The 12578-nt window shown below is 72.5% G+C and carries 13 protein-coding genes and 1 tRNA gene; 5 read left to right on the forward strand and 9 right to left on the reverse strand.

The annotated features are described in order from the left end of the window. Positions 1 to 54: 54 nt before the first annotated feature. The 5 genes from ACI79Q_RS00330 to ACI79Q_RS00350 form a co-directional block, all read right to left on the reverse strand. Positions 55 to 345, reverse strand: coding sequence for a hypothetical protein (locus tag ACI79Q_RS00330; RefSeq protein ID WP_456587889.1), 291 nt, complete (start codon positions 343 to 345; stop codon positions 55 to 57). A gap of 179 nt (positions 346 to 524) precedes the next feature. Then, positions 525 to 1442, reverse strand: a complete 918-nt coding sequence (locus ACI79Q_RS00335) for a glycine betaine ABC transporter substrate-binding protein (RefSeq protein WP_456587890.1) — start codon at positions 1440 to 1442, stop codon at positions 525 to 527. A gap of 89 nt (positions 1443 to 1531) precedes the next feature. Then, positions 1532 to 2533, reverse strand: coding sequence for an ABC transporter permease (locus ACI79Q_RS00340; protein WP_456587891.1), 1002 nt, complete (start codon positions 2531 to 2533; stop codon positions 1532 to 1534). Next, positions 2526 to 3620, reverse strand: a complete 1095-nt coding sequence (locus ACI79Q_RS00345; RefSeq protein ID WP_456587892.1) for a quaternary amine ABC transporter ATP-binding protein — start codon at positions 3618 to 3620, stop codon at positions 2526 to 2528. The genes ACI79Q_RS00340 and ACI79Q_RS00345 overlap by 8 nt, the downstream gene beginning before the upstream one ends. A gap of 402 nt (positions 3621 to 4022) precedes the next feature. Next, a complete protein-coding gene (locus ACI79Q_RS00350; RefSeq protein WP_456587893.1) occupies positions 4023 to 4295 on the reverse strand; it encodes a hypothetical protein in 273 nt (90 codons plus the stop codon). 132 nt (positions 4296 to 4427) lie between these two features. Between ACI79Q_RS00350 and ACI79Q_RS00355 the strand changes: the two genes are divergently transcribed. Beyond that, positions 4428 to 4631 carry a DUF5703 family protein gene (locus tag ACI79Q_RS00355; protein ID WP_456587894.1) on the forward strand — a complete coding sequence of 68 codons (204 nt, stop codon included), beginning with the start codon at positions 4428 to 4430 and terminating at the stop codon, positions 4629 to 4631. On the opposite strand, the gene ACI79Q_RS00360 is transcribed toward ACI79Q_RS00355, so the two are convergent. Both ACI79Q_RS00360 and ACI79Q_RS00365 read right to left on the reverse strand, forming a co-directional pair. Then, positions 4628 to 5452: a pentapeptide repeat-containing protein gene (locus ACI79Q_RS00360; protein ID WP_456612257.1), complete on the reverse strand. Its 825-nt coding sequence runs from the start codon at positions 5450 to 5452 to the stop codon at positions 4628 to 4630. The two genes, ACI79Q_RS00355 and ACI79Q_RS00360, sit on opposite strands and share 4 nt — an antisense overlap. Before the next feature lie 40 nt (positions 5453 to 5492). Then, positions 5493 to 6404: an NADPH:quinone oxidoreductase family protein gene (locus ACI79Q_RS00365; protein WP_456599304.1), complete on the reverse strand. Its 912-nt coding sequence runs from the start codon at positions 6402 to 6404 to the stop codon at positions 5493 to 5495. A gap of 178 nt (positions 6405 to 6582) precedes the next feature. Here ACI79Q_RS00365 and ACI79Q_RS00370 point away from each other — a divergent pair, with 178 nt between their 5' ends. Then, a complete protein-coding gene (locus tag ACI79Q_RS00370; RefSeq protein ID WP_456587897.1) occupies positions 6583 to 7146 on the forward strand; it encodes a class I SAM-dependent methyltransferase in 564 nt (187 codons plus the stop codon). A 1-nt stretch (position 7147) separates the two neighbouring features. Here the strand turns inward: ACI79Q_RS00370 and ACI79Q_RS00375 are convergent, their stop codons facing one another. After that, positions 7148 to 7951 carry an SDR family oxidoreductase gene (locus tag ACI79Q_RS00375; protein WP_456595624.1) on the reverse strand — a complete coding sequence of 268 codons (804 nt, stop codon included), beginning with the start codon at positions 7949 to 7951 and terminating at the stop codon, positions 7148 to 7150. A gap of 12 nt (positions 7952 to 7963) precedes the next feature. Further along, positions 7964 to 9289 (reverse strand): M20/M25/M40 family metallo-hydrolase, encoded by a 1326-nt coding sequence (locus ACI79Q_RS00380; protein WP_456612255.1) that lies wholly within the window; start codon positions 9287 to 9289, stop codon positions 7964 to 7966. Positions 9290 to 9385: 96 nt separating this feature from the next. Between ACI79Q_RS00380 and ACI79Q_RS00385 the strand changes: the two genes are divergently transcribed. The 3 genes from ACI79Q_RS00385 (at position 9386) to ACI79Q_RS00395 (ending at position 12172) form a co-directional block, all read left to right on the forward strand. Then, positions 9386 to 10414, forward strand: coding sequence for a GGDEF domain-containing protein (locus ACI79Q_RS00385; protein ID WP_456614018.1), 1029 nt, complete (start codon positions 9386 to 9388; stop codon positions 10412 to 10414). Between the two features lie 68 nt (positions 10415 to 10482). After that, positions 10483 to 10567 (forward strand) — tRNA-Leu (locus ACI79Q_RS00390). Positions 10568 to 10984: 417 nt separating this feature from the next. Next, on the forward strand, positions 10985 to 12172 hold the full coding sequence (locus ACI79Q_RS00395) for an MFS transporter (RefSeq protein WP_456599302.1): 1188 nt from the start codon (positions 10985 to 10987) through the stop codon (positions 12170 to 12172). The last annotated feature ends 406 nt before the right edge of the window (positions 12173 to 12578 follow it).

Here is a 12578-nt window from a genome sequence, read left to right on the forward strand (position 1 = left end):
CCAAAGAAGTCGTCCGGCGAAAAGGGGCGCCCCCGCACGCGACCGGCGTGGAGATCACCTCCCGGACGCGGCCGTCCGTCGGTGGCTCCGCCGCCCCGGCCCGCCGATCCGGACGACGAGCAGCCCGAGGGCGACGACGAGCAGCACCCAGGGAGTGGTGGAGGTGCCGGCGCTGGACGCCAGGAGCAGCAGGAGGGCGCCGAACGCCGCGCCGAGCAGCGCTCCGCGGAGCAGGCGGACGGCGACCGGACGCCTCGTGGGCGCCATGCCCCGCGCCACGGACGGAGAGACCCCGGCAGCGTGGGCCCAGCGCTCGGTGGCCTCCCGCACCGCGGCGTCACGCACCGACCGTCGATCCCCGTCCGTCGCCACAGCCCGCACCTCCCGGTCCACGCCCCACCGTGCCGGACCGGCAGGGTCGGGGCAGCTCGGGTGCAGGTCGTTCACCCACCCGGCGGAACGACGCGGGGCCCGGCGGATGCACCGCCGGGCCCCGCGCCCGTCGCTCCGGGGAGCGAGCCGCGTCAGCTCTTCAGGGTCTCCGCGACGTCCGGGTTCGCCTCGAGCCACGCCTCGACGCCCTCGGCGTACTGGCCCTCGCCGTACTCGTTGACGACGGTGTTCTCCAGCGAGGCGTACTGCTCGTCGCTCAGCTGCAGCTCACCCATGAGCTCGGCGACCTCGGCGCAGTCGCTGCTGAAGCCCTCGCGGCCGAGCAGGTGCAGGGCCTCGGGGTCACCCAGGGCGCCCTCCGGGTCGGCGAGGTCCTTGAGCGGGAACTCGTTGTAGGCCCAGAACGGGTGCCACAGCGTGACGACGATGTCCTCCTCGGCGTCGACGGCCGACTGGAGCTCGGCCAGCATCGCCGTGGTGGAGGACTCGACGAGCTGGTAGGAGTCGTCGAGGCCGTAGGTCGGCATCACGCTGTCCTTGGTGGTGCGGGTCAGACCGGCACCGGGCTCGATCCCGACGATGCGGCCGCCGAACATGTCGGCGTTGCCGGCCAGGTCGGCGATCGAGTCGATGTCGACGTACTCCGGCACGGCCAGGGTGAGGACGGCGCCCTCGTACCAGGCCCCGAGGTCCTCGATCTGGTCGCCGTACTCGTCCATGTAGTCGGCGTGGGTGACCTCCGACCAGGCCGAGGGGTAGACGTCGACGTCCCCGCCGGCCAGACCGGAGTACAGCACCCCGGCCTCCGAGATCTCCTCGAACTCGACCTCGAGGCCGCGGTCCTCGAGGACGTTCTGCCAGAGGTAGGCGGTGCTCAGCCCGTCGGTCCAGGACGGGATGAACCCGAGCGTGACCGAGTCGCAGCTCTCGCTCCCGCTGCCGTTGCCGGCAGCGGTGGTGTCCTCCGTGCCCTCGTCCCCACCACAGGCGGTGGCGCTCAGGGCGACGGCGGCCAGTCCGGCGGCGAGCCGGGTTGCATGCTTGCGCACAGGTAGTGCTCCTTCCGGTGTTGCTACCGATCCACGAAGGTCGCGGATCGTCGTCCGCTGGTCCTGACCGGCCCGTCCGGGCCGTCTCATCAGGACCGCGGGGACGCTGTGGCCAGCTCCTCGGTGGGCTGGCCGGGGGCCGGGACGGTGCCGCTGCCGACGCTCGTCGACGCGCTCGGCCCTCTCCGGCGGCGGAGGGTGCGGCGCACGCGGCCGAAGGGGGACGCCGTGTCCGACCTGCCGAAGGCGGCGGTGAGCCGGTCCAGGTAGATGGCCAGGATGACCACGGCGAGACCGGCCTCGAAACCCAGCCCCACGTCCAGGCGGGAGATGCTGGTGACCACGATCTGGCCCAGGCCGCCGGCACCGATGAGCCCGGCGATCACGGCCATCGACAGGCCCAGCATGATCACCTGGTTGACGCCGGCCATGATCGTCGGCCGGGCCAGGGGCAGCTGGATGCCGCGCAGGATCTGCCCCGGCGAGCTGCCGAACGCGTAGCCGGCCTCGACGGTCTCCGCATCGACCTGGCGGATGCCGAGCTCGGTGAGTCGCACGCCGGGGGGCATGGCGAACACCATGGTGGTGATGACGCCGGGGACCACCCCGATGCTGAAGAAGATGACCGCCGGGACGAGGTAGACGAAGGCGGGCATCGTCTGCATGAAGTCCAGCACCGGCCGGACGACCGAGCTGATGCGGTCGCTCTTCGCCGCCGCGATGCCGGTCGGTATCGCGATCACCAGAGCGACGACGGTGGCGAACAGCAGCAGGGACAGCGTCTCCATCGCCGCCTCCCAGAGCTCCAGGCTCTGGATGAGGAGCAGGCCGACCAGGGAACCGATCCCGAAGGCGATCGACCGTGCCGCCAGGCCGAGCAGCGCCAGCAGCACCGCGAAGAGCAACGGCGGCGGGAAGAGGAGCACCTCGGTGATCCCGTCGACGGCGGTCTCGATGCCCGTGCTCACGGCGTCGAAGACCGGGTCGAAGTTCTCCTTGAGCCAGTCGAAGCCGGTGTCGATCCAGTCGCCGAGCGGCACGCGCGGGAGCGCGCTCTCCTCGGCCGCGGTGATCAGGGGGGTCTCAGGCACGGGGCGCCTCCACGGTCTGCGGGTCGTCGTCGGCCGGGGTCGGGGGGTGCGCGCCGTCGGTGCTGACGCCGCCGAGCGCGGCGAGCACGTCGCCGCGGGTGACGACCCCGAGCGCCTCCCCGGCCTCGTCGGCGACCAGCAGCGGCGCCTCCGACAGCGCGGACGGCTCGAGGAGGTCGGCCAGCGGGGTGTCCGGCGCGACGGTGACGGCGGTGGCGACCGGCCGCCCGTCGGCCCCCTCCACCGGCGCGCTCATCACGTCGCCGGCGGTGAAGACGCGGGACCGGTCGACGTCGGCGAGGAACCGCTCCAGGTACTCGTCACCCGGGTCGGCGAGGATCGCCTCCGGCGTGTCGAGCCGGACGATGCGGCCGTCGCGCATGACGGCTACCCGGTCGCCGAGCCGCATGGCCTCGTTGAGGTCGTGGGTGATGAAGACGATCGTCTTGCCCAGCCGCGACTGCAGGTCCATCAGTTGGTCCTGCATCTCCCGCCGGATGAGCGGGTCCAGCGCGCTGAACGCCTCGTCCATGAGCAGGATGTCGGTCCCGGCGGCCAGCGCCCGGGCCAGGCCGACCCGCTGCTGCATCCCGCCCGAGAGCTCGTCCGGGCGGTGGTCGGCCCACGCCTGCAGCCCCACCATCTCCAGCGCCTCGCGGGCGGCCGCCTGCCGTTCCCGGCGGTCGACCCCTCGCACCTCGAGCGCGTAGGCGGTGTTCTCGAGCACGCTCCGGTGCGGCAGCAGGGCGAAGTGCTGGAACACCATGCTGATCCGTTGCTGCCGCACGGCACGCAGCCCCTTGGGGTCGAGCGCCGCGACGTCCTCGTCGCCGACGTAGACGTGCCCCGCGGTCGGCCGCACCAGGCCGTTGAGCATCCGGATGAGGGTGGACTTCCCCGACCCGGACAGACCCATGACCACGAAGATCTCGCCCTGCTCCACCTCGAACGAGGCGTCGATGACCGCGGCCGTGGCACCCGATGCCTGCACCTCGGCGGCCGAGGCGCCGGCTCGCAACCGGTCGACGACGTCCTCCGGTCGTCGACCGAAGACCTTGTAGAGGCCTTCCACTCTCAGGACTGGCACGTGCTACCTCCGGTGATCGTCGTGCGGATCCCGGGCGGGCACCGGCGCAGGAGGTCTGCTGGTCGTCCGTTGCCAAGGTCGCGACCGCTCACCGGCGCAGGTCGCCAGCGGGGTCAGGACTCGTGCGAGCGCTCTGGCGCACCGCCCGGAGGAGTGCCGCCGCGTCGCACGACGCGGCTGGGACAGGCCCGTGGGCACTCCTCGATCCGTCTCCGTCGCCGATGACCTAACAGGGCTCAGGAAACGAAAAGGTCACGGACAAGGCCCGACGGAAGCTTTGTCACGCAACCGTCATGTCCCGCGACCCGGATGAGTGGTTTCCTGTGCCGTTGCCCACACGACACCGCCCGGCCGCCCTCCGGGAGGGCGGCCGGGCGGTGCGAGCCGATCACTGCACGGGGGTCACTCCCCCGGTTCGTCGTCCTCGATCGGGACGACGGTCTCCTGCTCGAGGACGTCGGCGTCGTTCGCCTCGCGGTACCCGATGGGCTCCCGGGGGCCGCCGGCTTCGCCGGGGCGGGCAGCCAACTGCTGCTCCAGCGCATCGGCTTCGGGCACGTCGCCGGTGGGCGACGTCGCCTCCCCCGCGCGCGACGGAGCGGGCGGGTCGAGGAGCGCCTCCTGCTCCGCGCGGTCGGCGTCGGGCACGTCGCTCGAGAAAGCGGGCTCGGTCACGTCGTCCTCCCTGACAAGCGGATGCGGTCCTCCTCCATCGTGCCGTCCGACCGGCGAACCGGCAGGACGGGGCGGTGTGAGGGAGGCGACCAACACGTGCCCTCCGGGCGAACGGCAGGCACAATCGGGCCGATGGAGAGCGCCGGGGACTACGAGTTCGCGCCGCTGCGGATCCCGCCGGGCACCTCCCGGTCCGCAGCGGCCACGATGCTCAGCCTGCAGTCCGACGTCGGCGGGTGGGAGCTGGCCCGCCTCCAGCTGCACGCCGACGGCACCCGCAAGGTCATCCTGCGCCGCCGGGCGCGGCTGTCCTACCTGCCCAAGCCGGTCATCTAGCGCCAGTGCGCCGGGCGGCGCACCGCCGCCGGGATCCGCGTGGCCGCATCGCCCCGGGCCGCCGAGACCTGCGGCTGGGTGAGGAACAGGCACCGGCCGAGGTTCGCACCCCGGACGTCGGCGGCGCGCAGATCAGCACCGAGCAGGTCCGCCGTCCCCAGGTCGGCGCCGCGGAGGTCGGCGCCGATCAGGTAGGCGCCGCGCAGGCTCGCGCCGCGCAGATCGGTGCCCCTCAGGTCGCGGCCCACCAGGTCGGCGCCCCGGCGGTCCCGCGCCCGCGTCCCCGCACGCACCAGCTCGCTGACCCTGCCCAGCAGCTCCCCCACCGGTCCGCGCTGCGCGCCGACGTCGAGCGCGGTCAGCTGCTCCGGGGTGGCGCCGGTGAGCCGCTCGATCCGGTCGCGCACCGCGTGGAGCTCCGCGCGCAGCGGCGCGGCCGCGGGCAGGGAGACCGCCTCGGTGAGGTGCCAGAGCATCTCGTGCAGCTGGCGCATCACGGGCAGGACGGCGAACTGGGCACGGGCCAGCTCCGGCGTCTCCCGCCAGGTGCGGCCGCCGAACGTCGCCTGGGTGATGTGCTGGCCGGCGCCGAAGCAGTCGAACACCGTGCAGCCGGGGAAGCCCCGGTCGCGCAGCGTGGCGTGGACGCCGCAGCGGAAGTCCTCGCCCAGGTGCCGGCAGGGGGTGCCGGCCGGTTTGTCGATCGCGAAATCGGCCGAGGCGGCGAACTCGGGTGCGACGCAGCACAGGCCGGCGCACCGGGAGCAGTCCGCCCGCAGGTGGACCCGGTCGTCGACGACGGGCAGCGGGCGGGACGGCATGGCGGGGACCAGGCTAGGCGCCGATCCCCGCCCGGCCGTATCAGGGCACCAGCACGACCTTGCCGACGGTGCTGCGGTCGGCCAGCTTGGCCAGCGCCTGCGGCGCCTGGTCCAGCGGCAGGGACTCCCCCACGAGCGGGTCGACGGCGCCGGACTCGATGAGCTTCACGAGCTCGTCGTGCACCTTGCCGATGAGCGAGGGCTCCATCTTCCGGTACAGCCCCCAGTGCAGGCCCACGACGCTGTAGTTCTTGACCAGCAGGTGGTTGGCCGGCGCCTCGGGGATGCGGCCGCTGGTGAAGCCGACGACGACGATCCGGCCCTCGAAGGCGATGCACTTGCGGGACTTGTCGAAGACGTCGCCGCCGACCGGGTCGTAGACGATGTCGGCACCGTGTCCGCCGGTGACCTCCTTGACGATCGGGACGAAGTCCTCGGTCGTGTAGTCGATGACGTGGTCGGCCCCGAGCTCGCGGCAGATCCCGGTCTTCCGGGCGCCGCCGGCCGTCGCGATGACCTTCGCCCCGGCGGCCTTGCCGATCTGGATGGCCGCGGTCCCCACACCTCCGGCGCCGGCGTGCACCAGCAACCAGTCACCGGCCTTGATGCCGGCTCGGCGGTGCAGGCCCACGTACCCGGTCTGGTAGGTGAGATACAGCGATGCGGCCTTCTCGTCGGTCATCGAGTCGGGCACGGCCCAGGCGTTGTTCGCGTCCATCAGCGCGTACTCGGCGAAGGCGCCGGGGCCGCCGGACGGCGAGCCGATGACCCGCTGGCCGGTCTCGACGATCTCGCCGCACAGCTCGACGCCCGGGGTGTAAGGCAGCGGCGGCTTCTCCTGGTACATGCCCATGGCCATCAGGACGTCGGGGAAGTTCAAGGCCGCCGCCCGCACCTTGACCAGCACCTGGCCCTCGCCCGGTGTGGGCTGGTCGACGTCGTCGAGGCTCATGACCTTCGAGGGATCACCGAGTTCGTGTACCCGCCATGCACGCATGGGCCCGACCTTGCCAGATCACCGGTGACCGCCGTCACGTGCCCCCTCCCCTCCGGCTCGCCCCGGTGCGGCAGGCGTGCCAGGGTGCGGGGCGGTGGCCGCCCTCCCCCGCGGCGGCCCGGGAGGGAATTCGATGATCGAGCAGTTCACAGACCGGTTGCGCTTCCTCGGCGCGTTCCTCGCCCACCCGCGGCAGGTGGGGGCGGTGCTCCCCACCTCGCGTGCGGCGGTGCGCGACATGCTGGACATGGCCGACGTGCCGGGAGCCGAGCTGGTGGTCGAGCTGGGCGCCGGCACCGGGGCGCAGACCCAGGAGATCCTGGCCCGGCTGCGCCCCGGCGCGCGGCTGATCACCTTCGAGATCGACCCCCGCCTGGCCAAGCTGCTGGACGAGCGGTTCGACGACCCCCGCGTGCAGGTTGTCTGCGACTCCGCGGAGAACCTCGAGGCCCACCTCGGTGACGCGCGCGCCGACGTCGTCGTCTCCGCGTTGCCCTACACCTCGCTGGAGCCGGGCCTGCGGCGACGGATCCTGGACGTGGTCCCCCGGGCGATGGCGCCGGGCGGCACCACCGTGGTCATCCAGTACTCGCCGCTGCTGCTGCCCGAGCTCCGGAAGCGGTTCACCACGGTGCGGTGGCGGATCACCCCGTGGAACGTGCCGCCGGCGTTCCTGTACTCCTGCCGGCAGGACTGACTCAGCGCATCGACGGCGGGCGCAGCGCCTCGGGCACGACGGCGGTCTCGCCCGCCGTCGTCCTGGCGCTGGGCACGCCCTTGAACTTGTAGGGCACCGTGCCGACGCCGGGCTGGATCACGTAGGCCGCGCCGGGCTCGGCCGAGCCCCAGGCCATGACCATCGCGTCGGCCACCTCCTCGGCGGTGAGCACCGGGAAGCCGGCAGCGGTGAACTGGTCGCGGATCCGGTCGATGATCGCGGTGTCGGCGAACCCGGGGCAGATCGCCGAGATCGTCGTCCCCTCGGCCGCCAGCCGCGGCGCCATGGAGCGGACGAAGGCGATGGCGCCCCCCTTGGCGACGCTGTAGCCCGGGTCGGTCGCCATGGGCGAGAGGCCGGCCAGCGACGCGGTGACCACCATGGCGCCGCCCCCGGCGCGCTTGATCGCCGGGCGGGCCGCGGCCACGCCGTAGACGACGCCGAACAGGTCGACGTCGACCACCCGCATGAACTCGTCGAGGTCGAGGACGTCGTCGCTCTTGGCCGCGGAGATGCCGGCGTTGAGGTAGGCGGCGTCCAGCCGGCCGTGGTCGGCCTCGATCCGGGCGACGAGCTCCTCGTTGGCCGCGCGGTCGGTGACGTCGAGGACGGCGAACTCGCACCCGAGGTCGGCCGCGACCTGGCGGTTGCGCTCGCTGCCGAGGTCGGCGAGGACGACGGTGACCTCGCGCTCGCGCAGCTTGGTGGCGAGGGCGCGGCCGAAGCCGCCGGTCCCTCCGGTGATGAGGGCGACGGAACCGGGGCGGGGTGTGGGAGAGGTCACCCCCGCATCACATCATGCGTTGCGCAGGAAGCGGTCGAGCGCCCGGACGCCGAACCGGAGGGACTCGACCGGCACCCGCTCGTCGATGCCGTGGAACAGCGAGGCGAAGTCCAGGTCGGCCGGCAGCCTCAGCGGGGAGAACCCGAAGCAGCGCATGCCCAGGCGCTGGAAGCTCTTGGCGTCGGTGCCGCCGCTCATGGTGAACGGCACCGGCCGGGCGCCGTCGTCCTCCGCCTTGAGCGCCGCGATCATCTGGTCGACCAGCGGGCCGTCGAACGTCGTCTCCACCGCCTGGTCGTGCACCAGCCACTCGCGCTGCACCCCTTCACCGATCAGCGCGGCGAGCTGGCGCTCGAACTCCTCCTCCTGCCCGTAGAGGAAGCGGCCGTCCACGGTGGCGCTCGCCGTCCCGGGGATGACGTTGGCCTTGTAGCCGGCGTCGAGCATCGTGGGGTTGGCGGTGTTGCGCAGCGCGGCGCCGATCATCCGGCTGATGCTGCCGAGCCGGGCCAGCGCGAGCTCGGGCTCGGCGAGGTCGACCTCGATGCCGTAGGCGTCCTCGACCGCGGCGATGAACTGGCGCATCGGCGGGGTGAGGGTGATCGGGAACCGGTGGGCGCCGACGCGGGCGACCGCCTCGCACAGCCGGGTGACGGCGTTGTCCTCGTGCAGCATCGAGCCGTGGCCTGGCTTCCCCGCGGCGGTCAGCCGCATCCACGCCAGGCCCTTCTCGGCGGTCTGCACCAGGTAGAGGCGCAGGTCGTCGTGGACGGTGATGCTGAAGCCGCCGACCTCGCTGATCGCCTCGGTGCACCCCTCGAACAGGTCGGGGTGCTCGTCGACCAGGAAGTGCGCGCCGAGCTTCCCGCCGGCCTCCTCGTCGGCGACCAAGGCGAGCACGATGTCGCGCGACGGCTGGACGCCGGTGCGCGCCCAGTCACGCACCAGCGCCAGCACCATGGCGTCCATGTCCTTCATGTCGACCGCGCCGCGGCCCCAGATGTAGCCGTCCCGCTCCTCGCCGGAGAACGGGTGCACGCTCCACTCGGCGGGGTCGGCGGGCACGACGTCGAGGTGGCCGTGCACGAGCAGGGCCGGGCGGCTGCGGTCGGCGCCCGGGATGCGGGCGACCAGGCTGGCCCGGCCCCGCTCGGACTCGTGGATGACGCTGCTGATCCCGACCTCGTCGAGCTTGCCGGCGACCCACTCGGCGGCGGTCCGCTCCCCCGCGCTGGTCGACGTGCTGCCGGTGTTGGTGGTGTCGATCCGGATAAGGTCGCTGAGCAGCTCGGCCACCTCGGCCTGGGCGCCGGCCAGCGGGGCGGGGGTGTCGGCCATGGTCGCGATCGTGCCACCTCGACGGTGCTCACCCGAGCGAGTGATGCGGTACTCCACCGTCCGAATCCCCGGGTCGATGGATCGGCCGTGAGGACGATGCGCCCTTTCGGCGCCCGTGAACCCCGAGCCGCCGCCGCCAACGGCTCGGTCCTGCTGGTGGTCAGCGCGGCGGTCCTGTTCGTCCTGCCGGTGTTGTACGAATCGGACGGCGGCGCCGCGGCGCAGGTCGTGCACTGGGTGGGCCTGGCCGCATTGCTGGGCGCGGCGACGGCGTGCCGGGCGCTGCCGCCGGAGCGCATCGACCGGGCGAACGGCTTCCTCGCGCTGGCCCTGGCCGGCGTGGCGCTCACCGGCTCGCTGAACCTGCTGACGTCGGACACGACAGCCGGCGCCCAGGCGTTCTACGCGTTCCCGGTGCTCTGGACGGCCGTCCACCTGCGGACCCCGGCGGTGGTGCTGGTGACCGCGAGCGCGCTGGCCGCCGAGCTGCTCACCCTGCTGGTGCTGCTGTCCCCCGCTGCCGCGCTGGCCGACTTCTTCTTCTTCGGCGCCCTGCTGGTCGCCATGGCCGCGCTCCTCGTGCGGGCCAACCGCACCCAGGAAGTGCTGGTCGACGCCCTGCAGCGCCAGCTCACCGTCGACGCCCTGACCGGGCTGGCGACCCGGCGCGCCTTCGACGAGGCGCTCGAGCGGTCGCTCAGCCGGTCGGTGCCCCGGGGGACGGCCCTGGTGCTGATCGACGTCGACTGCTTCAAGGCGATCAACGACAACCACGGCCACCCGGTCGGCGACGACGTCCTGGTGCACCTCGCCGCTGTGCTGCGCGGTCACATCCGCATCCACGACGCCGTGCTGTCCCGGCTGGGCGGGGACGAGCTCGCCGTCCTGCTCCCCGGCTGCGACCGCGCCGTCGCCGTGCGGCGCGCCGAGGAGCTGCTGCACGCAGTCCGATCCGAGCCGCTGGTGCTCAGCGACGGCACCCAGCTGCCGCTGTCGATCAGCCTCGGCGTGGCCCACGTGCCGCAGCACTCCCGTGACCGACGGGGGCTCTACACCGCGGCCGACGCGGCCCTCTACGACGCGAAGCGGGCCGGGCGCGGGCGGGTTGCGCTGGCCGCCGTCTGAACCGCGACCGGGCCGCCGGGGGGTGCGTGATCCGGCCTCTGCGGTCAGGTAGTCTTCTCCACGCACTCGTCCGGGTGGCGGAATGGCAGACGCGCTAGCTTGAGGTGCTAGTGCCCTTTATCGGGCGTGGGGGTTCAAGTCCCCCCTCGGACACCGAGTTGAACCCCCACAGCCTCACTGGCCGGTGGGGGTTCTTCCGTTTCTCGTACCGGTACGTCTGCCTGATGCCTGAAGAGCTGCCCCGCATCGGCCTCTCTCTCCAGCCGACCGGCCCGACGTTGTTCGCATTAGGTGGCACGTAGGCCGTGCACCGGGCGAGGTGGACGCTGTCTCAGGCGCCCTGTCCCGACGTCCGGACGCGGCTCGCGCTCGTTACCCGCGTCGCCGAACTCGGCAGGCGGCGTCGAACACCGCTCTGCCTCGCGCTGCACGTGGCCGGGCTGCTGGCCACGTTCCCCCTGGATACGGTCCGACGGGGACGGCGTACCGGAACCGGACTTTCAGTGGGCCCGGCAAGGACCGTTCCCACCATCAGCACGACCGACTCGCGACGGGACGAACACCCTGCCCATGACACCGGGGACACAGCGCGCGGCGATCGCAGCGGTCCAGGTCCTCGGACTGGCCGTGTGGTTCTCTGTCTCCGCGGTAGTTCCCAGCCTGCAGACCGAGTGGGACATCTCCAGCGCTTCGGCGGTATGGCTCACCGGAACCGTCCAGCTGGGTTTCGTCACCGGAGCGCTTGTCTCCACCGTGCTCAACCTCGCCGACCGGTTCCCACCGCACGTCCTCATGGCCGCCAGCGCCGCGCTCGCCGCCCTGGCCACCCTCGGCCTGGCCGTTCTCGCCGACGGGCTTCCCGTCGCGTTGGGCCTGCGGTTCCTGACCGGGGGGTTCCTCGCCGGCGTCTACCCGGTCGGCATCAAGCTGATGGCCTCCTGGGCGATCAGCAGCAGGCGGGGTCTGGCCATGGGTCTGCTCATCGGCGCGCTGACTCTCGGATCGATGCTTCCGCACCTGATCGGCGGGCTGGTGGACCTTCCCTGGCGGGAAGTGCTGCAGGTGACGGCCGGGACCGGTCTGCTCGGTGCCGTCCTGGCCCTCACCGCGGTCCGCCCGGGACCGCACTTGTCGAGCGGCCCCATCAGGCTGCACCCCCGGTACGCGCTGCAGATGTTCGCCCAGCCCGGGCCGCGGCTGGTCAATCTCGGCTACTTCGGGCACATGTGGGAGTTGTACGCGCTGTGGACCTGGCTTCCGTCGTTCGTGCTCCACGCCGCATCGTCGGCCGCGTTCGGCGCGTATTCCCACATCCTGGTCTTCGTCACCATGGGTCTCTTCGGCCTGGCCGGGTGCCTGCTCGGAGGATGGGCGGCCGACCGGTTCGGGCGCTCCGCGGCGGCCGTCACCGCCTTGACCGTCAGCGGCGCCTGCTGCCTGCTGTCGCCACTGGCGTTCCTCGCCCCGGCACCCGTGCTCGCCCTGTTCTGCGCCATCTGGGGCGCCTCGGTCATCGCCGACTCGGGCGTCTTCTCCACCGCGCTGTCCGAGGTCGCCGACCGCCGCTTCGTCGGCACCGCCCTCAGCGCCCAGACCGCCATCGGGTTCGCCCTCACCGTGCTCAGCATTCAACTGGTCCCTCTCATCGCCGAGGGCGTCGGCTGGCAGTACGCGTTCCTGCTCCTCGCCCCGGGCCCCACGCTCGGCGCGCTCGCCATGCGCCGCGTCAGCACCGTCGCTCCCGCGCGAGGGGTGTGAGCGCCTGGCGGCTCCGCTCCCTCGTGGCGCGCGTCGTCGAGGCCGTTCAGCCGCGCGTCTTCAGCCCATCGTCGTTGCGCCGACCACCACGTGCACTGGAACCGAGACCGGGGCGCGGACGTAACCACGGCGGCCGGCGTCAGCACAGCCGGCACGGATGCGACAACCCACCGGAGCCTCCTGGGCGTCGTTGCTCCAGGCCGCACCTCGGGGTGGTCCACCGCTACGTGGCACCACCGTGCGGTTGGATCCGAGGATCGACTTCTCGGGTTCCGGTCCGCCTGATGCTGACGATCCGATGCGGCATGCACGACAGCCAACGCTCGACATCCCGTACGGCGAGGTCGCGGACTGGATCACGCGTGCAGCCGTGTGCGTATGTACCGTGTCGCCCCTCGGACACCGA

It is taken from the genome of Blastococcus sp. SYSU DS0828 (assembly GCF_054050975.1).